Here is a 24968-nt window from a genome sequence, read left to right on the forward strand (position 1 = left end):
TGACACGACCGGGACGGCACTGCCCGACTCTATAGTAGCCACTGCAAGTCACTGCCCACCTGATCGCACGACAGTTGTGCCATCAGTGTGTGATTGTTACTATAGCTCCTGCCTCCCGTCCCTCTGTTCCTGTGTGGAGGAAGCTCCCGAGCCTGTCTCCCCACAGAGGATCTTCGACTGCGAGCCACCGGGCTGGGTCTCCGGATAGCCGACGAGGGAGACGGCCGTCGCTACTCGAGGTCGAGCGAAGAGAGCGACCGATCGGGCAAGAATCGAACACCCGATCGGCGTCGATACAAACGGAACTGTGGGTTCGAACGCGGACGCGGCGTTATATGTAGTCGATACTCGGCGGCAGCTCGAGCTTCATGCCCTTGCGTTCGCGGATCTCCATGGTCTTGTCACGCTGGAGCGAGTTGGACATGACCTCGAAGCCGGCGTTCTCCGTGTTCCAGGAGGCACGACCCTCGGTCGCGGAGCGGATATCCGAGGCGAAACCGATCATCTCGCCGACGGGCGCGATGCCCTCGACGACCATCAGGTCGCCTTCCTGGTACATGTCGTCGACGCGGCCACGGCGACCCTGAATCTCGCCCGAGGCTGCGCCCATGTGGTCGTTGGGCACGTCGATGCGCACGTCCTGCATCGGCTCGAGCATCTTGATCTTCCCATCGATCAGCGCCTTGTGGACGGCTTCGCGGGTCGCGGGGATGACCTGTGCCGGGCCACGGTGGATGGTGTCCTCGTGGAGCCGTGCGTCGTGCAGGCGGATGAGCGTCCCCTGAACCGGCTCGTTTGCGAGCGGACCGTTGTCGAGGGCTTCCTCGAGCCCCTCGATGACGAGTTCCATCGTCTCGTTCAGGTGCTGGATCCCCTTCGTGTCGTCGATGAGGATGTTCGTCCCGTGCATGTGCTCGACGTTCTGGGACGTGTCCTTGTCCATGCCGGCGTCCTGCAGGGCTTCACGACGGTCCTGCTCGGGCATGTCCATCGAGGCCTCGCCGAGCTGGATCGTCTCGACGATCTCCTGGTCCATCGGTTCGATGGAGATGTAGAAGCGGTTGTGGCGGTTCGGCGAGATGCCCTCCACCTGGTCGCTGGCCTGCTGGGGCGCTTCGCGGTAGACGACGATCGGTTCGCCGGTGTTAACCGGAATGCCCTGGTTCTTCTCGATACGCTGAGTAATGACTTCGAGGTGGAGTTCACCCTGGCCGGAGATCAGGTGTTCGCCGGTGTCCTCGTTGATCTCGATCTGGATCGTCGGGTCCTCCTTGGAGACCTGTCGCAGCGTCTCGATCAGCTTCGGCAGGTCGTCCATGTTCTTCGCCTCGACGGCCTTCGTAATGACCGGCTCGGAGATGTGCTCGATCGACTCGAACGGCGTCATCTCGACGCTCGAGACGGTCGAGCCGGCGATCGCGTCCTTGAGTCCGGTGACGGCGGCGATGTTCCCGGCGGGAACCTCGTCGACCTCCTCGCGTTCCCCGCCCATGTAGACGCCGACGGACTGAATTCGGTTCTTGCCCGCGGTCCCGGAGACGTACAGCTCCTGTCCCTTCTCGAGGGTCCCCGAGAAGACGCGGCCACTGGCGACTTCGCCCGCGTGGGGGTCCATCGCGATGTCGGTGACCATCAGGACGACTTCGCCGTCCTCGTCGACCAGACGCATCTGTTCGGCGATGTCGGACTCGTCGTCGCCACGCCAGACACGCGGGATACGACGGGGCTGGGCGTTGATCGGGTTCGGGAAGTGCTCACAGACCATGTCGAGCACGACGTCCGACAGCGGCGTCCGCTCGTGGAGCTCCTGGCGCTTGTCGGCGCGCTCGAGTTCCATGATCTCGGCGAAGTCCATCCCGGTACGCTGCATCGACGGCATGGAAACACCCCACTTGTACAGTGCGGAACCGAAGCCGACGGTGCCTTCCTCGACCGAAACGGTCCAGTCATCGATGTCGTCCATGTCCTCGGTCATCCCGCGGATGAGTTCGTTGACGTCGCGGATGACCGAGAGGAGTCGCTCCTGCATCTCCTCGGGTCCTTCCTGGAGTTCGGAGATGAGACGGTCGACCTTGTTGATGAACAGGGTCGGCTTGACACCCTCTCGCAGTGCCTGCCGGAGCACCGTCTCGGTCTGGGGCATCGCCCCTTCGACGGCGTCGACGACGACGAGCGCACCGTCGACGGCGCGCATCGCTCGCGTCACGTCGCCACCGAAGTCGACGTGGCCCGGCGTGTCGATGAGGTTGATGAGGTGGTTCTGATCCTCGTACTCGTGGGTCATCGAAACGTTCGCCGCGTCGATGGTGATCCCGCGTTCCTGCTCGTCTTCTTCGGTGTCCATCGCGAGCTGCTCGCCGGCAGTCTCGTCGGAAATCATGCCGGCACCGGCCAGCAGATTGTCCGTAAGGGTCGTTTTTCCGTGGTCAACGTGAGCGGCGATGGCGATGTTCCGGATGTTCTCCGGGTCGTCCATCAGCCGTTCACACTCCTGGACGATCTTCTTGCGTCGGCCCATATACCCCCCAATACCGCCAGCGGGGTCAAAAGGGTAGTGTTTCGTCGCCGCCGGAATTCGTCGGCTTTCCCCATCCGAACGCTGTAATATCCAATTTGAGTGAGTGAACGACTCTCATAATTGTACGGATCGATGGTACGAGGCCCCGCACCCGGACCCGGACCGCAGTCGGGCGACTTCCCGACGGTCCAACCGCGCGATTCGACCCCGTGCAACTGTACACAAGAGTCAAATCCCGTCGGCCTCTTGCTAGGGCCACACATGGATATCCGCGTACAGGGACCGGGTCCGACCTCTCCATTCCTCAGCGCCCGCGACCTCTTCGAGACCGAACAGGACCTCTCGCTGCCGGTTCACGTCCGCCTCCGGGACGACCCCGACGAACGGACCTGGGCCGCCCACTACGACGACCACCACGTCCTGAACATCTCGAGACAGGCCGCGTCATCGGCCATGGCCCGCGAACTCGCGCTCCACGAGTTCGCCCACATGGCCCGCCACGAACAACAACACCCCTCACACACCCAGTCGACCGAAGAAGTCCTCTACCTCGCACTAGCCGGGAAGAGCGTCGAACGGCGCAAGCTCTCCCACTGCTATCAGATCGCCAATCACATGAAGGACATCTACGCTGACGACATCACCCTCTCGGTCGGCCCCGGCGAGAAACTGCTGTCCTTCCTCGAGTCCAGCCTCGCGGCGGCCGTCGCCGATCGGCCCGGGACGCCGTCCCGCCCGGGGTTCAAGCGACTGTCCGCGAGCGCCGACCCCGAGATCACGGCGGTGAATGCGGCCTTCGCACTCGCGCTTGCGGAACGACACGATCTCGTCGACGAGGAGCACCGGCTGTACGATCTGGCGTACGCGGCCGCGATGGACGCCCCGGAGATCGACTTCGAGGGGTTCAAACGCCGCTTCCGCGAGCTAGTCCGGGAACCGGATACGAGCACCTATCGCCAGGTGCTCGTCGACGCGACGCGCTCGTACGTCGGCGGAACGAGCCGCGCCGCGGACTGAGGGACCGTCGTCGAGAACCGGTCGGTTCGGTTGGAGTCGCCACTACCCATCACCGTCCACCGGATCGCACGACGGTTGTGCGGTCAGTGTGTCACTCGGTTCGGTTGGGACTACGAGAGGACGGAGAAAAACGACCGCAAATCGAATCGGTGAGCCGCGTTAGCGGGCGGCTGCCGCGACGCGCTCTTTCTCTTCTTTCTGGCTGACCGCGTAGGTCTGGACGTCGTAGTTGGCCGCGCCGATAAGCTGGTTGGCGATGGCCTCCTCGATGTCCGTGGTGGTCTTGAACGAATCGTTGTAGACGCCTTCCGCGAGGAACTTCAGCGACTGGTCGACGCGGCGCTGCGGGGCAACGTCGACGGCCTTCGGAACCGAAATACCGCCGTATTTCAGGCGAACGGTCTCCTCTCGAGGAGCCGCGTTCTCGACGGCCGTGACGAGCACCTGGATCGGGTTGTCCTCGGTCCGTTCGTGGATGATGTCGAAGGCATCACGGACGTAGTTGAGCGTCTTCTGTTTCTTGCCCGTGTTCTCCTCGGTCTGCATCAGCCGGTTGATGAACCGCTCGACGATGGAGATCTGGGACTTCTTGAACTGCTTGCCGGCGTGGCGACCCGCGGTGTGAGCGACGGGGGTCACCGTGATGTAACGCTCGGTCGAGGGGTCGGCGTACTCGAGGTCGCCGAGTTCCCACGTGCCAAAGAGCTGTGCCGAAACGTCCGTGCCACCGGCCGGGGCGTCCGGGTCCGGTTGATCTTCTGCCGCCATGATTATCGCACCGGTTTTTCCGCGTTGCCGCGAACGAGTTCCTTCAGGGCGACGCCGTTGACCTTGTCGACCTTGTAGTTGACACCGGAGAGGTCACCCATCGCACGACCCTTGGCCCCACCGATCCCGGCGATGGTGACTTCGTCGTGTTCGTCGATGAACGAAATCGCGCCGTCACCGGGACAGAACGCGGTGACCTGCTTGCCGTTCTTGATCAGCTGGACTCGGACGCACTTTCGGATCGCCGAGTTGGGCTGTTTGGCTTCGATGCCGACCTTTTCGAGTACGATACCGCGGGCCTGGGGCGCACCCTCGAGCGGGTCGGACTTCTCGCGAAGTCCGCGGGCGCGGCGCGCGTAGTCCGAGTCGGACCACCGCTGGTTCTGGCGGTCCTTCTTGAGCTTGCGCGCGGCGTATTTGCCGTTTGCCATGGGCGTCGCTATCCGACGAAGGCACTTAAGCGACCCGTTTCGAGTCGGCGTTACGGCGTGAGAGCGGTCGATCGGGGTCGACGAAGGAATCTGAGCGGGTTTCACTACCGCGTAACAGCTCTCGGGCTGTCCGAGCGGATGGACCGCCCGATATCAGATCGTATAATTAACTAGGAGGTATGTGTTTACCCCCAGAAATCGCAGGAGGACAGTAGGTTCAAAATCGGGGAATTCAATTAGAAATCCGTAAAATTCGACCGCCGNCACTGAGAGATATATAAATCAAATAGAGGGTGCTGTTTTCAGCCGTCTCAGTGGCTCAGCCAGGAACTCTATGGGGGTAAACACATGCACTAGGAGTTATAAGGTAGGTGGGTCGTATTTTCTATCCGTTATGGCTACAATCGAGACGGTGTTCGTGACGACATCCTGGGTCAAGCGACTCCTCGGTGGGTCCGACGACGAGTCTCAGTCTCCTGATGAGTTACCGACGGTCTCCGATCGCATCGGGTTCGATGGCTCGCTCGAGGACGCGGAAGTGATCGGTCGCAGTCCCCTGTCGTATGTCGCGGCGGGGGAGTCGATTTCGTCGTTCGTGGGGAAACAGATCACCAATAAACTCGCCGAGCACGGACTCGAGAATATCGAACCCGACGAGTGGTACTCGCTCAAGATCCCACTCGCCATGTTGTACGATATGCGCGACGAGTACGGATCATTGCGAATGCAGAACATGGGGCAGAACGTCCCCCAGCACGTCGAGTTTCCGCCGGAGCTTTCGGAAGTCGAGAACGCGCTCGCGTCGATCGACGAGGCGTATCACCAGAACCACCGCGGCAGCGAAATCGGGTCCTACGAGTTCGAGACGGAAGGATCGAACGAGGGAGTGATGATCTGTGAGAACCCGTACCCGTGTGAGTTCGACAAGGGCCTCATCAAGGGCGTTGCGAAGAAGTTCGTGAACAACCCCGTCGATGTCCAAGAAGTCGGCGACCAGTGTCGCTCGGACGGCGACCAGCACTGTACGTACCACGTCGAGTGGCGCTGATCGCACGCGCCGAACTCACCGACAGCCGTTTTCCCTCCTCGCGTGTCACCCGAGTCAGTACGGATACTCTCGAGGCTCGCGCTGGATCGAGATCCACTTCAGCGTCGTCAGGGTGTCCATGATCCACTCGTCGTTGTACCGCCCGAGTCCCGACGCGCCGACGCCGCCGAACGCGACGTGCGGTTCGTCGTTCAACGGCTGGTCGTTGATGTGGACCATACCCGTCTCCATCGCGTCGGCTACGTCACGCGCACGAGCCACGTCCGTCGAGTGCACCGAGCCCGACAGGCCGTACTCGGTGTCGTTGACGATCTCGATCGCCTCCTCGTCGGTCTCGAAGGGGATGACGGGCGCGACCGGTCCGAAATGCTCGTTGCAGGCGACTGGCATGTCGCTGGTGACGCCCGATAGCACCGTGGGTTCGATGAACAACCCGTCGTGGCCACCGCCAGCCTCGACCGTCGCCCCGTTCGCGACCGATTTCTCGAGGAAGCCGACGATCTTGTCCCGTTGGCTCTCGTTGATGACCGGGCCGACCAGGGTCCCCTCCTCGCGCGGATCGCCGATGGGGAGTTGCTCGGCGCGATCGGCCAGGCCCGCGACGTACTCGTCGTACAGCGACTCGTGAACCACGTGGCGGTTGATCGAGATACACTCCTGTCCCTGATGGGTGAACGACCCGAACGCGCCGGCGTCGATCGCACGCTCCAGGTCGGCATCCGGGAGGACGACGTGAGCGTTGTTCCCGCCCAACTCGAGGGCCGGCTCCGTGTACGCGCCGACGGCACGCTGGCCGACGCCCCGCCCGACCTCCGAGGAGCCGGTAAACGACATCACCGACGGCACCGAGTGGCCCGAGAAGTGGTCGCCGATCTCGTGGCCGTAGCCGGGGACGACGTTCAGGACGCCGTCCGGGAGTCCGGCCTCCTCGAAGACCCGTGCGAGCACGAGCCCGCCCATCAACGGGGTGTGTTCGTCCGGCTTGAGGACCACGCTGTTCCCCAGCGCGATGGCTGGTGCGACGACTCGGCTGGTGAGATACAGCGGGAAGTTCCACGGCGTGATGACGCCGACGACGCCGGCCGGTTCGCGCACGAGCAGGTTCTCCTTGCCGGGCGTCACCGAGTCCTTACGGCGGCCACCGTCGCGCATCGCCAGTCCGGCACCGACCTCCATCGTGCCTTGTGCGAGCTGGGTCTCGAAATCGGCTTTCAGCTGGACCCCGCCGCACTCGACGGCGAACAGCCACTCGAGGTCGTCGGCGTACTCGCCCAGCAACGCACACGCATCGGAGACGATCGCGGCGCGCTCCTGTGGCGGTCGCTGGCCCCACGCCGATTGTGCCTCCTCCGCGACCGCATACGCCTCGTCGACGTCGTCCTCGGTCGCCGACGGAACCGTCGTCAGCGTCGTCCGCGTCGCGGGGTTTTCGACATCGATCAGGTCCCGGTCACCGGCGGGCACCCACTCGCCGTCGAGGAATAGGGCGTTCCACCCGGTCTCCGGCGCAATATCGAGTTCGTCAACGTCTCGTCCGTCGGCGGATCGCGTACTCGTATCCGTCATACGACTCCCTCTATCGGTGGAATTTGTTTATTGGTTTGGGTATGTCATTCACGATCGATAACTACTGATAGCTATCCGTAGGGGGCATGAACGGGGCGAACGTGCGATCAGTTGCGTACCGAGATCCGCACACACATAAGTACGTTGAATGGAAGAGCGCGTCGAGTTCGCACGGGCCGACGCGAACCGGAAACGAGGGCCACGGCTGGGCGGCCACTGGGAGTTCCTCCAAGGTTCAGTCGAGAAGACTGCGCGTTCGGTTCGGTCACCGGACGCGATCCGGTCGACCGGCGGCGACTGTGCCGCAGCGGGCGGCACGAGACGCCGGCTCGAGATCAGATGAGCTGTACGTCGTCGATTCCGAAATGCCGATCCGCAAGCTGCCGTGCGGCGTCGATCGTCCGCCCGTCCGTCCCGATCGCGATGCCGTGATCGGCCTCCGCAACCTCGACGTAGGCGACGGTGTCGTTGTTCTCGCTGACCGTGACGTTGTAGACTGCCGCGGGCGCGAGGACGTTCGCGACGAACGCCTCGGGCGTGTCCGCGTCCTCGACGAGGCGGACCTGCGCATCGACCCGTTCTTCGAACCGCGTTACGGTCCGGCCGCCGGGGCCGATCGCTTCGCCCATCCCGCCGCTGGCAACGACGATCAGGAGCCGATCACCGCCCTCGGTGACGAGACAATCTCGGCCGTCAACGCCCGTCACATCCTCGAACGCGGCGAGATACTGCCGGGCGTCGTCATCGAGGGTTACACCCATCGATCAGTCTGCCTGACCGCTGCCGGAGGTGGTCGATCCCATCCGAAGATCGACATCGCCGGTGCCGAGCTTGATCGGCTTGCCGACGATGACGTTCTCCGTAACGCCGTCAAGCTCGTCGACTTCGCCGTGGATCGCGGCATTGAGCAGGTGGTTGACCGTCACCTCGAACGCCGCGCGAGCCAGTACGGATTCTTTCGAACCCGAAATTCCGTGCCGACCGATCGACTCGATCTCGCCGCGGTTCGTCATCATGTCCGCGACGAGCATCAGGTGCCGGACGTTCACGTCGTCCAGCCCCTGCTCGGCGAGCGTGTTGTTCGTCTCCTCGATGATCGCCTCGCGGGCGGCTTCGATACCGAGATTGCGGTGAATCTCGTGGATGTTGTTACACGTCGTCCGCGAGGCGTCGACGCCCTCGATCTCGAGGACGTCGCCGAAGGCCGACCCCTCGGTGTAGAGGACGAACTCCTCGGTGCCGGTGTCGAGTTCCTCACGACGGATGACGACCCGCGAGACCTCTTCGATCCCCTTGAACGTGATGTCCCGCAGTTCCTCGACGAGTTGGAGGAGATCACGGTAGGACGGTTCCTCGGGCCCGAATTCGATCTGGGTACCCTGCTGGACCGTCTTCACGCCGAGCGAATCCTCGATGATGCCGGCGACTTCTTCGGCCGTGATCAGTCGTTCCTGCAGCGTGTCCTTGTTGAGCGAAATCTGCACGCGCATGTCCGCGACGTTCGTCGACACGTCGCCCAGCGCGAGGATCTGCGTCGCCTCGATGTTCCAGACGACCTCGTGGGCTTTCTCCCGCTCCGTCGCGTACTCGTCCTCGAGGTAGACGGTCATCATCGGCGTGTCCGGGGTTTTCCGAGCGTCGACAAGCTCGATCAGCCGGGGAAGCCCCTGGGTCACGTCGATTTCGGCGACCCCCGCGTAGTGGAACGTGTTCATCGTCAGCTGGGTACCGGGTTCGCCGATCGACTGCGCCGAGACCGTCCCGACGGGGTCGAGGGGCTCGACGCGGGTGTCGAGATAGCGGGTCTCGACGGCCTTCGCGAGTTCGTCGGCCTCCTCGACCGTCGCGCCCTCGCGGGCCTCGATCGTCTCGTAGACCTCGTCTTTGAGCCGCCGCGGGAGGTCGGTATCCTCGACGACCGCGATCGTGTCGTCGTCGACATCGTATGCGACGTTAGTCATCGGAGGTCACCTCCGTGCCCTCGGCGAGTCGATCGTCTGCGTGTTCCGAGAGGTTAGTCGGCCGCGGTTTGGAGCCGAGGAATTCCTGACGTTCCTCCGCGGACTCGAATTCGGAGTCGAGCACGCGATCGGCGATGTGCTCGACGTCGATATCGTTGTCCTCGTCGGAGGAAACCTTGACCGGCGAGGTCCCGTCCTCGCCGAACTCGAACTGGACGATCGTGTCCGAGGTGTCCCGGACCGTCCCGTCGTACTGGGTCTCGAGTTCCGAGAGGGCGTTGATCAGCCGCCGCTGCAGGTAGCCGGACTTCGAGGTCCGGACTGCAGTGTCGACCAGGCCCTCGCGGCCGCCCATCGCGTGGAAGAAGAACTCCCGCGGGGTCAGGCCGCTAGTATAGGAGTTCTCGACGAAGCCGTGTGCCTCCGCCGAGAGATCGTTCGGTTCGTAGTGGGAGAGCGTTCGGTCCTCGTAGCCACGGTTGATCCGCTCGCCCCGAACCGCCTGCTGGCCGACCGCGCCGGCCATCTGGGTCAGGTTGAGCATCGACCCACGCGCACCGGAGTTGGCCATGACGACCGCGGGGTTGTCGTCCTGGAAGTGTTCGTCCGCGATGTTCCCCGCGTTGTCACGCGCACGCGAGAGCGTCTGCATGATCTTCATCTCGAGGGTCTCGTCGATCGTTCGGCCCGGGAGACTCTCGAGTTCGTTGTTCTCGTAGGCCTCGATCAGCTCTTCGACGCGGTCGTTGGCGTCCGCGATCGTCTCGTCGATGCGCGACTGGGCCTCCCCCGGGATGGTCTCGTCGTCGATCCCGATCGAGAACCCGAAGTGCATGATCGCCCGCATGGCAAGCGTCGAGACCTCGTTGACGAAGATCCGGGCGCGGGTGTTGCCGTAGACCTTCGTGATGGTGTCGACGATCTCGCCGCCGAACTCGCCGACCTCGTCCTCGGCGATGGTTCCCTGGAGCAACTGGCCGTCCTCGATGACGACCTCGTCGCCGATTGTCCCCGTGAACTCGAGATCGAGATCGTCGGGCAGCAGTTCGGAGAAGACGTCGTACCCGGTCCAGAACGGCGTTCCCTCGTCGTCGATGCCGCTGGGTTCGGGGAGTTCGTCGATCCGGGTGGCACGGAGCAGGTCGAGCGCCTGCGTCTCGTTGAATCGGGGGTTGTCGTGTGTCAGGAGGTACATCCCGGAGATGTGGTCCTGAATGGCCCCGATGATGTTCTCGCCGAACCGCGGGGAGAGCATCTGCTCTTGAACACGCATGAGGACGCGCGCTTCGGCGCGGGCCTCCTCGTTTTGCAGCGCGTGCATGTTCATCTCGTCGCCGTCGAAGTCGGCGTTGTAGGGCGGACAGACGACGGTGTTCAGCCGGAACGTCTTGTACGGCATGACCACGACCTCGTGGGCCATGATCGACATCCGGTGGAGCGACGGTTGGCGGTTGAAGATGACGATGTCGCCGTCGATGAGGTGGCGGTTGACCTCCCACCCGGCCTCGACCTTCTCGGCGAGCTGTTCGCAGTTCTTCTCGGTCACCTTCAGCCGGCGGCCGTCCGGCCGTCGGACGTAGTTCGCACCGGGATGGCCCTCCGGGCCGTTCGAGACGAACCGCCGGGCGTCCTCGACGTTGCGTTCGGTGACGTTCATCGTCTGGGTCATCTCCTTTGCCACGCGATCCGGAACGCCGACCTCGTTCAGCGAGAGCGTCGGGTCCGGCGAGATCACGGTCCGAGCCGAGAAGTTCACGCGCTTCCCGGACAGCGAGCCCCGGAAGCGGCCTTCCTTGCCCTTGAGGCGCTGAGATAGGGTTTTCAGGGGCCGACCGGAGCGGTGGCGCGCCGGCGGCGTGCCCGAAATCTCGTTGTCCATGAACGTCGTGACGTGGTACTGCAGGAGTTCCCAGAGGTCCTCGATGATCAGCTGGGGCGCACCGGCCTCGCGGTTCTCCATGAACCGCTGGTTGATCCGGATGATGTCGACCAGCTTGTGCGTGAGGTCGTCCTCCGAGCGCTGCCCGTTATCGAGCGTAATCGACGGGCGGGCGGTGACCGGCGGCACGGGGAGGACGGTGAGGATCATCCACTCGGGACGCGACCGGTCAGGATTGATCCCGAGTACTTCGATATCCTCGTCCGGGATGTTCTCGAACCAGTCCCGGATGTCGCTTGGCATCAGCTTGTTCGTGTCTTCCTCGGTGAGATCGATATCGAGAGCCTTCTCGATCGCCTTCCGCTGACTCTCCCGCGGACGGAACGAGCCGGACAGGATCTCGTTGACTCGAGTCAGCTCGATCTCGGTCTGCTCGGCGAGTTCGTCCGGCGTCGTCCGCTCGACGCCTTCCTCCTCGTCGCCCTGCATCGCGCCGGCGATGCTCTGGGAGTACTCGCTGGTCAGGACCTGCTGGACCTCGTAGTAGGTCGTCGGTTTCTCGTGGTCGATATCGTACTGGATTTCGCCACAGAACGGACACCGGTCCTTCTTGCGGGCCTGTCGGATCGCGGCCTTGGTCACGTCGTTGAGATCACGGCTCAGCTTTCGGGATTCGTCGAGTTGGTCCCGGAACTCGTCGCGTTCGTCCTCGGTGAGGAGGAGTTTCGAACACTCCCGGCAGGTCCCACGAAGGAGCCGCCGGATGAGTTTCGTAAAGCCGACGTGGATTACGGGCGCGGCCAGTTCGATGTGGCCGAAGTGGCCGTTACAGGAACCCGAGTGCTTGCCGCAGGTCTTGCACTCGAGGCCGGGGTCGATCACGCCCAGACGGGGGTCCATCAGTCCCATGTCGATGGGGAACCCGTCGTCGTCGTAGGTGTCGGCAGTGATGATCTTCGTCGCGCTCATCTCCCGGTATTCCTCGGGCTCCATGAGCCCGAAGGAAAGCGAACCGATGTCTTTGGGTGTCGTGTCTTGCATGGGTTAGACGGCGTCCTCCAGTTCGAGTCGCGGTGCGATACCCAGCGCCTTCATTTCGTCCAAGAGGAGCTTGAACGCGTAGCTCATCTCGATCTCGTGGATATCGGTCTCCTCGTCGCAGTTCGGACAGTAGACACGCCGTTGTTCGACGTTTTCGACCGCGCTCATCCCACAGTTCGCACAGACGTGGATGAACTCGCGGTCGGACTCGTCGAGGAGTCGTTCCTTCAGCGTCATGGCCGCCCCGTGGCCGATGAACACGTCGCGCTCCATCTCCCCGATTCGGAGGCCACCCTCGCGGGCACGTCCCTCCGTTGGCTGTCGGGTCAGCACCTGCACCGGCCCGCGCGAGCGGGCGTGCAGTTTGTTCGAGACCATGTGGTAGAGTTTCTGGTAGAAGATCACGCCGACGAAGATCTCGGCCTCGATCTTCTCGCCGGAAATCCCGGAGTACATGGTCTCCTTGCCCGCCGAGTCGAAGCCGGCGTCCTCGAGCCCCTGTCGGAGTTCGTCCTCGTCCTCGCCGAGGAACGGCGTCCCGTCGACGCGGCGACCTTCCATCGACCCGAGTTTGCCCCCGATCATCTCGAGAATGTGACCGACGGTCATCCGCGAGGGCAGCGCGTGCGGGTTCAGGACGAGGTCGGGGACGACGCCCTCCTCGGTGAAGGGCATGTCCTCCTGTGGCGCGAGGTGGCCGACGACACCCTTCTGGCCGTGGCGGCTGGCGAACTTGTCCCCGAGTTCGGGGATCCGCTCGTCGCGCACCGAGACCTTCGAGAGCTTCGAACCGTCCTCGCCTTCCATGAGCGTAACGGTGTCGACGATCCCGGATTCGCCCGATCGCATGGTGACCGAGGTCTCCCGTCGCTTCTGGGGCGACAGGCCACCCATGTCGTCGGGTTCCTCGAGGAACCGCGGCGGCGACGTCTTCCCGAGCAGGACGGAGTTCTCGTCGACCGTCGTTTCGGGGTTGACGAGGCCGTCCTCGTCCAGGTGGTTGTACGCTTCCTCACCGCGGGCGCCGCGGACGTCCTGCGACGGAATCTCGAAGCGGTCCTCCTGGCCGCCCGGATACCGGCGTTCCTCGCCCTCGTAGGTCCGGAAGAAGTGTGAACGCGCGAGCGCGCGTTCGACGCTGGCCTTGTTCATGACCAGCGCGTCCTCGATGTTGAACCCCTCATAACTCATCACGGCGACGACGAAGTTCTGGGCCGCCGGCCGCTCGTCGTAGCCGATCTGTTCGGTCGTCTGGGTTTTGACCATCGAGAGCTGCGGGTAGTGCAGCAGGTGCTGGCGCGTATCCGGCCGAATGCGGTAGTTCGCGCTCGGCAGCCCCAGCGACTGCTTGATCATCCCCGCCCCCATCGTAATGCGGGGGCTGGCGTTGTGCTCGGGGTAGGGGATCATCCCCGCACCGATCGAGAAGATCAGCGACGGGTCGATCTCGAGGTGGGTGTGCTTTTCGGTCAGGTCGTCCTCTTCGACGGCGACGAGGATGTCCTCTTCCTCCTCGGCGTCGATGAACTCGATGTAACCGTGATCGACGAGATCCTCGAACTCGAGGTCACCCTCCTGAAGCGCCTCGACTTCCTGCTGGGAGATGCGCGGTTCGCCGTCCTCGACGACCAGCAGGGGCCGTCGGGCACGGCCCGCATCGGCGTTGACGATTACTTCGCGGGTGCGCTCTTTGACCGAGACGTTGACCATCTCGCTGACGTCGCCGATGCGTCGCGCTTCGCGGATCTGTTCTGCGAGTTCGTGCGGATCGGGATGGGTCCCCACCAGCGATCCGTTGACGTAGACTTTCGCCTCTCGTTGTTGGCTGCTCATGATTTAGTCGTCCCCTGACGCTGCCGTTCGTTCGATCCCTTCGAGGCCGGGAATGCCCTCGACCCCCATGGATGCCAGTTCGCGTTTGAGTTCCTGTTCGTCCTCGACGTTCTGGGAGAGCTCCATCGACTGGGCGAAGTTCTTCACCAGCCCACAGTTCGGCCCCTCCGGCGTCTCGGAGGGCCCGATGCGACCCCACTGGGTCGCGTGCAGGTCCCGCGCTTCGAAGTGCGGCTGCGAGCGCGAAAGCGGACTGCGGAGCCGGCGCAGGTGTGAGAGGACGCCCATGAAGTCAGTGCGGTCGACCAGCTGACTCACGCCGGAGCGGCCACCGACCCAGTTACCCGTCGCGATCGGGTGCTCGAGTCGCTCGGTCAGGACGTCGGATCGGACGACCGTGTTCACCGAGAGCTGTCGGTTGCGCATGTTCGCGCGCTCGAGTTGGTACTTGACGTCCCGGGCCAGCTTGTTCAGCGCGGTCCGGAACAGGTCTTTCATCAGGTCGCCGCTGACCTTCAGTCGCTTGTTCGCGTAGTGGTCCTTGTCGTCGGACTCGCGCCGGCCGAGCGCGAGTTCGAAACAGGCCTCGGCCATCCGACAGAGGTAGTGGGCCTTGTTGATGCGAACGTCTTCCTCCTCGACGCCGTCCTCGTGGAGGTGCGGCAGGAGGTAGCGGTCGATGACGTAATTTGCCCGCTTGAGTTGGTAGTTCTTCCCCTGTCCGGAGGCGACGCGTTTGCCCAGTTCCTCGATGGCTTCCTCCTCGGTCTGGACCTCCGCTTCCTCTAAGTTCTCCAGCATGTACTTGACGACCTCGGGGTCGTTCGAGACCTTGTGGACGATCTCCTCGTCCGACTCGAGGCCCAGCGCACGCACGAGCGTCACGAAGTTGATCGAGCCCGATACCGAGGGGAACGATACCTCGAGCAGTCCTTCGCGGTTCCGTTCGCACAACACGAGGGCGCGGTAGCCACGGCGCTGCGAGAACGTCTTGGCGACCTGAATCTCGTCGCCGTACTTGCTGTCGTATTCGGCGAGAATCTTGTTCGGTGCGAGGTCCTCGCTGGTCATCAGCACCCGCTCGGAGCCGTTGACGATGAAGTAGCCGCCCGGGTCCGCGGGGTCCTCGCCGATCTCGATCAGTTCCTCGTCGGAGAAGCCGGCGATGTTACACTTGTCGGAACCGACCATGATCGGCATCCGGCCGATCTTCGTCTCGGTCGAGTCGACGACACGTTCGTCGCCTTCCTCGCCCTTGACGATCGACATCTCCATGAAAACCGGCGCCGAGTACGTGATGTTCCGAAGGCGTGCCTCCTGTGGGTAGAGGAGTTCTTCGGAACCGTCCGCCTCGCGGACGCGCGGCGTGACGACACGGACGTCGCCCAGTTTGACGTGGACCGGTTCCTCGCCTTCCTTGTCGCCGATGTCCGTATCGATCGTCGCCTTCTCGTCGACGACCTCCTGCATCCCCCGGTTGAGGAAGGCGTTGAACGAGCGGTAGTGGTGTTCGGCGATCCGTTCCTTCGAGAAATATTCGCGCGAAATCTCTCGTCGTTTGTCGCGGTTGAGTTCCATTGCCATTTATTCTACCACGAGTCGGTATACGATCGACTGATCGGTCGTCCGCGAGTCGCGAACGATCTTGATAACGTCACCGATCTCCGCCTCGTCCGGCAGGGCGGGATCGTTGCGCTTGATCTTCGGTAAATCTGTACGGTCGATGTTGTATTCCTCGAGCACGTCCTCGAGGGCCTCTTCCTCGAGAACGGTGTGCTCCGGAACGAGTTCGTGTTGGCTTACGTCTACCATGTATTGGGTTGGGTGTGCGTGTCGGCTATTGGGAGAGAAGCGGCTGTCACGAGATACTACAGGCAAGTAGCGGCGGGAGGCATTTAACCGTTACTAACTCGACGCACAAGCAGGGCTACCCGGCCGGTCGACCGAACCGGAGCCGTCGATCACACTCGAGAGTACCCGGTTATCAGTTATATTCCTTGTGGGTCATGCGGTGTGATATCACGATCCAGGGCACACTCCGGACTCGAGAGCGGAATCGTGGCGCGACTGACCGTACCACACGGCGTTTGATTGAAAAGCCTTAATGCCGTGACCGGGAAAGGAGGAGTTGCAGGTGGCCCGGGTGGTGTAGTGGCCCATCATACAACCCTGTCACGGTTGTGACGCGGGTTCAAATCCCGCCTCGGGCGCTTCTTNGTTGCAGGTGGCCCGGGTGGTGTAGTGGCCCATCATACAACCCTGTCACGGTTGTGACGCGGGTTCAAATCCCGCCTCGGGCGCTTCTTTCGCGACCAACTTCGACAAGTACCGCGTAGCGCGTTCTCCGTGAGCGGACACACTGAGGGATTCGAACCGGGGAGTGAAGCGAACGTAGTGAGCGACACGACCGTGGTTCAAATCCCGCCTCGGGCGCTTCTTCCGCGACCAATTACGGCGAGTACCGCATCATATGTCCTCGACCGATCGACTCATCGTTCACCTCGAGTGCGTTTTGGTCACGTTCTAGATAGAAGCGACGTATCGAGAGAGTGCCCGCCGTTAGCACGGCGGTCGTTTTACGAACAGTGGTTCTGTCATCGGAGTGTACAAACGACTGGAGAGCAAAACCCTTAATACCATCAGCGGGAAAGGAAGAGTTGCAGGTGGCCCGGGTGGTGTAGTGGCCCATCATACAACCCTGTCACGGTTGTGACGCGGGTTCAAATCCCGCCTCGGGCGCTTCNGTTGCAGGTGGCCCGGGTGGTGTAGTGGCCCATCATACAACCCTGTCACGGTTGTGACGCGGGTTCAAATCCCGCCTCGGGCGCTTCTTCCGCGATCAACTTCGACAAGTGCCGCGTAGCGCGTTCTCCGTGAGCGGACCCGACACACTGAGGGATTCGAACCAGGGAGTGAAGCGAACGTAGTGAGCGACACGACCGTGGTTCAAATCCCGACTCGGGCGCTTCTTTCACGACTAACTTCGACGAGCACTGCGTCACGTGTCCCCGTCACCAGTGTAGCACCCCCGTACCGGGGTCGAGTCTCGTGGCTCGTCACCGCACACACGATCGTCCGACGGTCGTGCGATCAGTCTGTAACTCGTATTTGGCTATTATGGTCGGTCGTTCGACATGGAGCAGTGTGAATGCTAATCGTTTAGTATCTCGTTACGCATCCTCCGGAGAACGGGATTTTCTGGGGCGGAACAAATGACTGGTCAAATTACTGTACTCATCGTCGATACCGACCCTCGAGTTGCCGACCTCGCCGGGGAAATGCTCGAGCGCGAGCACGACTCGATCGTCACTGAAGCGGCGACGAACGGCGCGGACGCGCTCGAGTCACTCGAGCGCTACAGCGTCGACTGTATCGTCAGCGACTACGAGCTGCCGGCGATGACCGGACTCGAGTTATTAGAGCGCGTCCGCGAGGACGATCCCACCCTCCCGTTTATTCTCTTTACCGGGCGGGGACCGGAAGAGATCGCCAGTGAGGCGATCGCTGCGGGCGTAACACAGTATCTCCAGAAGGAGTCGGGCAAGAAGCAGTACGCGCTGTTGGCGAATCAGATCACGAACGCCGTCGACCAGTACCGCACGCGAACGGAGCTTCGGGAGAGCGAACGACGCTACGAGCGGACGCTGACGACGTTACACGAGACGACGCGGGACCTGATGCGGGCCGAAACGAAAGACGACATCTACCGGTCGGCCGTCGAAACGGCACGCGAAATTCTCGACATCGCGGTCGCCGTGGCCTACTCGTTCGAGCCGACGGCCGGCGTTCTCGAGCACGTGGCGTCGGCGCGGAAGTCGCCCGAGTTGGGCGAGCCCGCGCCGACGATCGAGCAGGGCGACGGGCTGGTCTGGGACGTCTTTTCGGAGGGTGAAAGTACCTACTACGAGGACGTGACACGCGAGGGGAGCGTCGAACCGGGGGAGGCGGTGAGCCGAAGCGAACTGATCGTTCCGCTCGGCACCCACGGTGTCCTGGTCGCGGGCTGTGAGGACATCGACGGGTTCGACGAGACGATGATGGAACTGCTTCACATTCTGGCGGCCAACACCGAGGCCGCGCTGGATCGGGCCGAGCGCGAGCAGTTGCTGCGGGACCACGATCGAACGCTGACTCGGCAAAACGAAGAGCTGACACGGCTCAACCACACGAACGAGATCGTCCGCGAGATCAACCACGGCATTGCGCAGGCGTCGACGCGTGCCGCGATCGAGGAACGGGTGTGCGATCGCCTCGCCGAAACGGACCGCTACCGGTTCGCCTGGATCGCCGCGAGCGACGACGAGCCGCCCACGCCGACAACGTGGGCCGGAATCGATGCGACCTACATCGACCGGATTCGCGACGACGGCGAGCGAGCACCCGAACTCGCGCTCGTCCGCGACACCCTCGAGGCCGGGCAGGAACGACTGGTACACGACGTGCTCGATGACGAGACGTGGCAATCGCGACGCAAGGAGGCGCTGACGTACGGCTATCAGACGGTCCTCGGCGTGCCACTGATCGCCGACGAGCGCCGGTACGGCGTGCTCGTGGTCCACGTCTCGGGGGCCGATTCGGTCGGCCAGCGCGAGCGGGCGGTACTGGCCGAACTCGGGGAAACGATCGGACACGCGATCCAATCGGTCGAGCGGACGCGGGCGATGGTGACCGACAGCCGACTCGAACTCGAACTCGACGTGGCTGATTCGCGGTTGCTGCTCAATCGGCTGTCGTCACACGTCGACGCGGCAACCCCGATAACGCTCGAGGGCGTCGTCGACCGCGGCGAGGACGGGGTCGTCCTGTTCGTCAGCGCGCCGGCGACGGCGTCGCTCACCGGGCTCGAGGACGACTGGGCGTCGATCGAGACGTTTTCGGTCGTGTCCGAAGGCGAGGAAACGACGCTGTACGAACTGACGGTCGCGTCGACGCCGTTTCTCGACGTCCTGCGGACGTACGACGTACAGGTACGGACGGCGACGGCCGAGCGTCGAGGCTCGACGCTCGTACTCGAGGTACCACGGAGCGTCGAAACGCGGTCGGTGGTCGAGGCGATCGGCGACGAGTATCCCGAAACGGAGCTGCGGGCCAAACGGGAGACGACGCACACGCGGTCGGCGCGACGGCTCGATACCGATCTCGCGGAGCGGCTCACGGACAAGCAGTTCGAAGCGTTGCAGGCGGCTCACTACAGTGGCTTCTTCGAGTGGCCCCGCGGGAGTACGGGAGAGGACCTCGCGGACGCCCTCGGCGTATCGTCGCCGACGTACCACTATCACTTGCGAGCGGCCGAACGGAAACTCGTCGCGTTGGCGTTCGACGGCGCGTCCACGTCGTGAGACCGACCATGGACCCCCACGGTCACGTGGACCGAGGCCCACCCGTTTCTCGACATCACGGAGACGTTCGGTCGTCCGTCGATTCCCGAGGTACACGGTCCGCTCAGCCTGCAAAAACGGACGGAACCACGACCGCTGGATTCGCCGACTCGCCGGCCCGTACTAAGTAATTAGTAGTCGTCCGTTCGTACCCACTTACTACCTAGAAGCCATATTTAACCCCCTCCAGCGTGTACCCGTAACTGGCGATCTGAGACAGACTGTCGCCACCCCCCCACCCTTTACCCACCCTTTCGACGTCCCACTTCCCGCGAGGCACGGCCTCGTGTCTCGAGCGGGACGACTCACACCCACCGGACAGTCGAGAAGCTACTGCGAACGCGGCCGTCGAGACGGCTGCTCGACCGTCTCCTCCCATTCGATCCAGTCGTGTTCCCAGCCGCGACGGGATTCGGCGCGTCGCTGTGCCCGTTCGCGATCCTCACGGGCCGTTCGGTCGCGCTCGACGGCCCCCGACTGTTCGCCCTCGACTAGCAACGGAGCGAACGAAACGGGTCCGAGTCGATCGATGTCGCCGTCGGCCGAGACGGCTTCGAGTCGCTGTTGGCGGGTCCCGCGCGGGAAGACCAGTCGGCCCGCATCGGTTCGCTGATCGAGTAGCGCACGCGGCGGATCGACGGCCGCGGCCTCGAGCAGGATGCGGTCGAAGGGCGCGTACTCGGGGAGACCGTTCGCCCCATCCCGGCAGTCGACGAGGACGCCGTCGTAGCCCGCGTCGGCGAGGTTGGCCCGCGCTTCGGCGACCAGCGGCCGGGAGATGTCGACGGCGTGGACGTTCGTCTCGCCGACGAGTTCGGCCGCGACGGCCGCCGTGTACCCGACGCCGGCACCGACGATCAACACGGTCTCGTCGCCCTCGAGCGCCAGTGCCTGGAGCAAGCGAGCGACGGTACTCGGCGCGAGAACGCGAGTTCCGAGGACCTCGTGTTCGCGATCGGCATAGGCCGTTCGCTCGTCGTCGACGAACGCGTGCCGCGGGACTTCGCGCATCGCGACGGCAACGTCCTCGTCGGCGAGAACGTCCCTGGGCGGGGACTCGAGGCCGTCGACCATATCCGCTCGCAGTACCGCGGGTTCCATACGCCAGCTATCGGGGCGGGCGTAATCAATGGCCCGCTTGCGCGGTCCGCCGGTCTACCCGCGCATCCGAACGAACTGAACGCTGCCGCGGTCGGTCCGGTCGAGCGAGCCGTCCGGTCGTTTGGTCGCGTCGACGAGCGTCTGGCGGCCGACACCGATCGGCCCGAGCAACTGCCCGCCGGCACGGACCTGCTCGACGATCGGTTCGGGAACCGAAGCTACCGCGCAGGTGAAGTACGCCGCGTCGGAGGGTGCGTGCTCGGGCCATCCCTTCCGGCCATCACCGACGCGCACCGAGACATCGTCGTAGCCGAGCGCCGCGAGTCGGTCGCGCGCCTGCTCGGCCAGTTCGTCGCTGTATTCGACGGTGTAGACGTGCGCATCGCCGACCAGTTCGGCTGTGACGGCGGCGTGATAGCCACACCCGGTGCCGATCTCGAGGACGTCGTCGCCGGGGGCGACCGCGAGCAGATCGGCCATGATCGCAACCATGTGCGGCGCGCTGATCGTCTGGCCGTCGCCGATCGGCAGCGGCCGGTCGGCGTAGGCCCTGTCCCGACGATCGGGCGGGACGAACTCGTGGCGCGGGACCGATGCCAGGGCCTCGAGAACCCGATCATCGTCGACGCGCGGCGCGACCGTCTCGACCATCCGCCGGCGCAGCGCCTCGTAGCTGTCGGACATGGCTCGGGGGCGACTACGCGCTCGAGAACGGTAGGGTTCCGGGTGGCGCGTCCCGGGTCTCGGGGACGGTGCGGGTCGAATGCAGGAACGGATTACCAGGCCGACCAGGCGCTGCTCTGCTCGTCGTAGGCGTAGACGCGCTTGATGTCTTTCGCCAGGGCGGTGTCGCCCTCCATCTCGAACCGGTCGCGCCGGTAGCCATCGGCGTCGCTGCGGACGACGAAGGCGTCGATCTCGAACTCGTCGTCGCCGAAGGACTCGACCGCGCCGACCTCGAACTCGTAGTCGCCGGGGACGTGGACCGTGATGCTCCGGCTGTCGTCCCGCGAGCCGTCCTGCGGGTGGACGGTGACGTTGACGCCGACGTTGTCGACCTCGCGGGTCCAGACGGTCTCGACCTGCTCCGCGGTGGCCTCCTCGACACGCTTCTGGCCGTCGAGTTCGACGCTGGTCACGCGGACCGTCGAGAGCACTTCCTCAGTCTCGAGGATGAACTCGTCGCCGACTTCGATGGTCTCGTCTTCGGCCGTGGTGACGTTCGCCGTGAAGGATTCGCCGCCCTGGGAGACGACCACGTCGAGGGTGACTTCGGGCGTGCGCTCGGGTCGCACCTTGTGGACGTGACTACACTCGCTACACCGAACGGTGAGGGTTCCGCCGCCGTCCGTCAGTACTTCGTGGACCGTCTCGAGGTCCGGCGAGCACGACGGACAGGCCGTCGGAACGCGCTCCGGGAGATCGCTCATAATCCACTGTAACGGCTACGTACCTAAAAGCCGATTGAACCGGTCGTCGTCCCCCGCCGGCTAGTTCCCCTGGATCGCGTCGATGACCATCGCCGCGGCGATGATGGGTTCTTTCGGGACGGTACTGGCGTCGTCGATGACGATCTCGTAGCGGTCGCGCAGCGAGAACTGTCCCTCGATGGAGCCGACGTGACTGCCCGTCTGGTCCGTAATCTCGTACTTATGGGGGATCCAGCCGCCGAACGGAACGACGTTCCGGGCCACCGTCACCATCGCGCCACGGGAGTTGATCTCGGCCAACTTCGCTTCGGTGGTCGCGTCGCGGATTTTCCACGTGTCCTGAAGCAGCGAGTAGTCGTTGTCCAGGATCACGATGTCCTCGCCGGTCTGTGCATCCGAGAGCACGTAGTCGTTCGCGATGTCGATGATCCCGCCGGCCTTCACGGTGAATACCTCGTTGCCGTCGGCGTCGACGAAGGGGAACTTCTCTTTCACCTTCAACAGCTTCTGTTTTCCCCGTAAAACGACGTTCCCGTCGACATCGAGTGCCTTGTACTTGTTCCGAACGAACCCCTGTTCGACCGTATAGCGGTCGTCAGTGAGCTCGATCCCCTGAATGTCGTATCCCCGAGTACCGCTCATCGGTCCGAACTCACGGTAGTAACACTTCAAACCACTAGGTTATCACACAACAACGACCGATGCCGTTCCGCCAGCAACCCACGCAACGGCTCGAGAGCCCGGACCGACCGGGGCCGACATCAGGCGTCGTCCGCCGTCGGCAGTTCGATAGGGGTCCCGTCGGCGACGACCGTCGGCTCGCGAAGGATGCCGTCGAGGTGGATCGGCGCTTCCGTCTCGCCCCCGATGCCCGCGTTGTCGCCGATGGCGATGTGGACGGTCCCCCCTGCCTTCTCGTCGAGGAGAACCGAGCCGACGAGATCGGTGACGGCGACGTTCGTGCCGATGCCGAGTTCCGCGAGGTTGTACGCGGCGTCGCCCACGTCTTCGGCCGCGTCCTCGACCGTCGCTCGAATCTCGTCGTCAGAAATGGTCGTGACGAGGCCGTCCTCGACCTCGAAGGTGAGCTGCTGGTCGGACTCGAGCAGCCCGTGCGGGCGCATCGTCCCGTCGACGACGAAGGTACCGTCGGCGGTCTCGGGACTGATGAAGACCTCCCCCGCAGGAAGGTTCGACATCTCGCCGGGGTCGTGAACGATGCCGGTGTCCGAGAGCCATTCCCGCTCGCCGATACCGAACGTGATGTCGGTTCCGGCATCGGTCGTCACGCGGATCTCGTCGGCTCCGTCGACCTGATCGCGGACCGCCGCGCAGTGGGCCGCGATCGACTCGTAATCCGCTGCCAGCCCGGTCGTGAAGACGTCCTCGGTGATCCCCGGGAGCGTCGCGACCCGCGCGCCGGCCTCGTTGGCCTCGGTGCGGGCGCGCGTGTGACTCAGGCTTTTGGTCGTCGGCGCGAGCACCACGTCGGCCCCGGCCATCGCCGCCGCCACCGGTGCCGGCGGTTCGCTGCCGTGAGTCTCGCCCGGCGGATATCGAACGATCACGGCATCGTCGGTGATCTCGCTCGCTACGTCGTAGATCGCCGTCCCGATCGGTTCGCGTTTGTCGTCGGTGACGACTGCACACGACTCTCCCGACTCGAGGCCCAGACACTGGCGGACCGCCGTCTCCGCCGCGGCTCGAAGTGGTGCCATACCGTAACGTCGGGCAAGCGGGCCGATATGTCTTCCCTTCGACCGCGCCCGCAAGCGTTCCGAACTGGAACGCGGGGCCACCATCGCGGTTCCGCACCACGGGACCGTCGGCGAGGTAGGTTCGAGGGTGTCCCCCGAAACCGCCCTCGAGAGCGATCGAAAACTCCGATCCGAGTAAACATCGGCTGACAGGGCTCGAAACGATTATCCCGCTCGGTGGTCCACTCCCGAGCATATGCAACAGGTCGCCATCAACGGCTACGGCACGATCGGCAAGCGCGTCGCGGACGCGGTCCGGCAACAGCCCGACATGGAAGTACTGGGCGTCGCCAAGACGCGTCCGAACTTCGAGGCCGAGACGGCTATCGACAAGGGGTTCCCGCTCTACGCCGCCGTCGAAGAGCGCGAGGAATTGTTCGCCGAGGCCGGCCTCGAGATTGCAGGCCCGGTCGAGGACCTCGTGGCCGAGGCCGACGTCGTCGTCGACGCCACGCCGTCGGGGATCGGCGCGCAGAACAAGGCCCTCTACGAGGAGTACGACACGCCCGCGCTCTATCAGGGCGGCGAGGACGCCGACCTCGTCGACGTGAGTTTCAACGCGCGCTCGAACTTCGAAGACGCCGTCGACGCCGACCACGTGCGCGTCGTCTCCTGTAACACGACCGGACTCTCGCGGGTCATCGCCCCCCTGCGCGAGGAGTACGGCGTCGAGAAAGTCCGTGCGACGCTCGTCCGTCGTGGCGGCGACCCCGGGCAGTCCGATCGCGGCCCGATCAATGACATCCTCCCGAACCCGGTGACGATCCCGTCTCACCACGGCCCGGACGTCGAGACCATCTTCCCCGACCTGGACATCGACACGCTCGGGATGAAGGTGCCCGCGACGCTGATGCACATGCACAGTCTGAACGTCACCCTGGAGGAAGACGTCGACGCTGCGGAGGTCCGTGACCTGTTCGCCGACGAGTCGCGCCTGTTCTTGATCCCCGAGCGCATGAACATCGACGGCAGCGGGACACTCAAAGAGTACGCGCTGGACGCCGGCCGCCCCCGTGGCGACCTCTGGGAGAACTGTCTCTGGGCGGAGTCCATCTCGACCGAGGGCCGGGACTTCTACTGCTTCCAGGGCATCCACCAGGAGAGCGACGTCGTGCCGGAGAACGTCGACGCCATCCGCGCCGTGACCGGCGCTGCCGACGCCGAGGAGAGCATCGCAACGACCGACGAGGCGCTCGGTATCGGACTCTGACAGCGGTCCGCCGATCGGGACCGATCCGTT

20 protein-coding genes and 4 tRNA genes are annotated in these 24968 nt (G+C 63.9%); 9 read left to right on the top strand and 15 right to left on the bottom strand.

Going from position 1 to position 24968, the window contains the following annotated elements; translation table 11 throughout:
* Positions 1-331: 331 nt before the first annotated feature.
* Positions 332-2518 carry an elongation factor EF-2 gene (locus tag C487_RS01980; protein ID WP_006183995.1) on the bottom strand — a complete coding sequence of 729 codons (2187 nt, stop codon included), beginning with the start codon at positions 2516-2518 and terminating at the stop codon, positions 332-334.
* A gap of 261 nt (positions 2519-2779) precedes the next feature.
* Between C487_RS01980 and C487_RS01985 the strand changes: the two genes are divergently transcribed.
* On the top strand, positions 2780-3535 hold the full coding sequence (locus tag C487_RS01985; RefSeq protein ID WP_006183996.1) for a DUF5781 family protein: 756 nt from the start codon (positions 2780-2782) through the stop codon (positions 3533-3535).
* Positions 3536-3694: 159 nt separating this feature from the next.
* Here C487_RS01985 and C487_RS01990 read toward each other — a convergent pair whose 3' ends face one another.
* Positions 3695-4303: a 30S ribosomal protein S7 gene (locus C487_RS01990; protein ID WP_006183997.1), complete on the bottom strand. Its 609-nt coding sequence runs from the start codon at positions 4301-4303 to the stop codon at positions 3695-3697.
* A 2-nt stretch (positions 4304-4305) separates the two neighbouring features.
* A complete protein-coding gene (locus tag C487_RS01995) occupies positions 4306-4734 on the bottom strand; it encodes a 30S ribosomal protein S12 (RefSeq protein WP_004267302.1) in 429 nt (142 codons plus the stop codon).
* A gap of 394 nt (positions 4735-5128) precedes the next feature.
* Between C487_RS01995 and C487_RS02000 the strand changes: the two genes are divergently transcribed.
* Positions 5129-5782 carry a 4-vinyl reductase gene (locus tag C487_RS02000; RefSeq protein WP_006183998.1) on the top strand — a complete coding sequence of 218 codons (654 nt, stop codon included), beginning with the start codon at positions 5129-5131 and terminating at the stop codon, positions 5780-5782.
* Positions 5783-5836: 54 nt separating this feature from the next.
* Here the strand turns inward: C487_RS02000 and C487_RS02005 are convergent, their stop codons facing one another.
* Complete coding sequence (locus C487_RS02005) at positions 5837-7348, bottom strand: aldehyde dehydrogenase family protein (protein ID WP_006183999.1); 1512 nt, start codon at positions 7346-7348, stop codon at positions 5837-5839.
* 148 nt (positions 7349-7496) lie between these two features.
* Between C487_RS02005 and C487_RS02010 the strand changes: the two genes are divergently transcribed.
* Positions 7497-7691 carry a hypothetical protein gene (locus C487_RS02010; RefSeq protein WP_006184000.1) on the top strand — a complete coding sequence of 65 codons (195 nt, stop codon included), beginning with the start codon at positions 7497-7499 and terminating at the stop codon, positions 7689-7691.
* Here C487_RS02010 and C487_RS02015 read toward each other — a convergent pair.
* Genes C487_RS02015 through C487_RS02040 form a run of 6 tightly spaced genes read right to left on the bottom strand, consistent with a single transcriptional unit; the run spans position 7684 to position 15874 of the window.
* The gene (locus C487_RS02015; RefSeq protein WP_006184001.1) at positions 7684-8109 is read right to left on the bottom strand and encodes a NusA-like transcription termination signal-binding factor; all 426 of its coding nucleotides are present in this window, start codon (positions 8107-8109) and stop codon (positions 7684-7686) included. The genes C487_RS02010 and C487_RS02015 overlap by 8 nt on opposite strands.
* 3 nt (positions 8110-8112) lie before the next feature.
* Positions 8113-9309 carry a DNA-directed RNA polymerase subunit A'' gene (gene rpoA2, locus C487_RS02020; protein ID WP_006184002.1) on the bottom strand — a complete coding sequence of 399 codons (1197 nt, stop codon included), beginning with the start codon at positions 9307-9309 and terminating at the stop codon, positions 8113-8115.
* Entirely contained in the window at positions 9302-12229 is a 2928-nt protein-coding gene (locus C487_RS02025; RefSeq protein WP_006184003.1) for a DNA-directed RNA polymerase subunit A', read from the bottom strand. Before C487_RS02025 ends, rpoA2 begins: the two co-directional genes overlap by 8 nt.
* A 3-nt stretch (positions 12230-12232) precedes the next feature.
* Entirely contained in the window at positions 12233-14062 is a 1830-nt protein-coding gene (gene rpoB, locus C487_RS02030; protein ID WP_006184004.1) for a DNA-directed RNA polymerase subunit B, read from the bottom strand.
* A gap of 3 nt (positions 14063-14065) precedes the next feature.
* Positions 14066-15646, bottom strand: a complete 1581-nt coding sequence (locus tag C487_RS02035; RefSeq protein ID WP_006184005.1) for a DNA-directed RNA polymerase subunit B'' — start codon at positions 15644-15646, stop codon at positions 14066-14068.
* On the bottom strand, positions 15647-15874 hold the full coding sequence (locus C487_RS02040) for a DNA-directed RNA polymerase subunit H (RefSeq protein ID WP_006184006.1): 228 nt from the start codon (positions 15872-15874) through the stop codon (positions 15647-15649). It lies immediately after the preceding gene.
* A gap of 325 nt (positions 15875-16199) precedes the next feature.
* On the opposite strand from C487_RS02040, the gene C487_RS02045 reads away from it, so the two are divergent.
* The 5 genes from C487_RS02045 to C487_RS02065 all read left to right on the top strand — a co-directional run bounded on the left by C487_RS02045 (position 16200) and on the right by C487_RS02065 (position 19401).
* A tRNA-Asp gene (locus tag C487_RS02045) sits at positions 16200-16272 on the top strand.
* Between the two features lie 17 nt (positions 16273-16289).
* Positions 16290-16362, top strand: a tRNA-Asp gene (locus tag C487_RS02050).
* 366 nt (positions 16363-16728) lie between these two features.
* Positions 16729-16801 (top strand) — tRNA-Asp (locus C487_RS02055).
* Positions 16802-16816: 15 nt separating this feature from the next.
* Positions 16817-16889: transfer RNA gene (locus tag C487_RS02060), tRNA-Asp, on the top strand.
* Between the two features lie 385 nt (positions 16890-17274).
* Positions 17275-19401, top strand: a complete 2127-nt coding sequence (locus tag C487_RS02065) for a bacterio-opsin activator domain-containing protein (protein WP_006184007.1) — start codon at positions 17275-17277, stop codon at positions 19399-19401.
* Between the two features lie 369 nt (positions 19402-19770).
* Here C487_RS02065 and C487_RS02070 read toward each other — a convergent pair whose 3' ends face one another.
* The 5 genes from C487_RS02070 to C487_RS02090 form a co-directional block, all read right to left on the bottom strand.
* Entirely contained in the window at positions 19771-20541 is a 771-nt protein-coding gene (locus C487_RS02070; RefSeq protein ID WP_006184008.1) for a protein-L-isoaspartate O-methyltransferase family protein, read from the bottom strand.
* Between the two features lie 54 nt (positions 20542-20595).
* Positions 20596-21225: a protein-L-isoaspartate(D-aspartate) O-methyltransferase gene (locus tag C487_RS02075; protein WP_006184009.1), complete on the bottom strand. Its 630-nt coding sequence runs from the start codon at positions 21223-21225 to the stop codon at positions 20596-20598.
* A 92-nt stretch (positions 21226-21317) separates the two neighbouring features.
* Positions 21318-21971 carry an HVO_0476 family zinc finger protein gene (locus C487_RS02080; RefSeq protein WP_006184010.1) on the bottom strand — a complete coding sequence of 218 codons (654 nt, stop codon included), beginning with the start codon at positions 21969-21971 and terminating at the stop codon, positions 21318-21320.
* A gap of 60 nt (positions 21972-22031) precedes the next feature.
* Positions 22032-22613, bottom strand: a complete 582-nt coding sequence (locus C487_RS02085; protein WP_006184011.1) for an LURP-one-related/scramblase family protein — start codon at positions 22611-22613, stop codon at positions 22032-22034.
* Between the two features lie 119 nt (positions 22614-22732).
* Positions 22733-23689 carry an aminopeptidase gene (locus tag C487_RS02090; RefSeq protein ID WP_006184012.1) on the bottom strand — a complete coding sequence of 319 codons (957 nt, stop codon included), beginning with the start codon at positions 23687-23689 and terminating at the stop codon, positions 22733-22735.
* A gap of 235 nt (positions 23690-23924) precedes the next feature.
* On the opposite strand from C487_RS02090, the gene C487_RS02095 reads away from it, so the two are divergent.
* On the top strand, positions 23925-24938 hold the full coding sequence (locus tag C487_RS02095; RefSeq protein ID WP_006184013.1) for a type II glyceraldehyde-3-phosphate dehydrogenase: 1014 nt from the start codon (positions 23925-23927) through the stop codon (positions 24936-24938).
* Positions 24939-24968 lie beyond the last annotated feature (30 nt).

It is taken from the genome of Natrinema pallidum DSM 3751 (assembly GCF_000337615.1).
Lineage (GTDB): Archaea > Halobacteriota > Halobacteria > Halobacteriales > Natrialbaceae > Natrinema > Natrinema pallidum.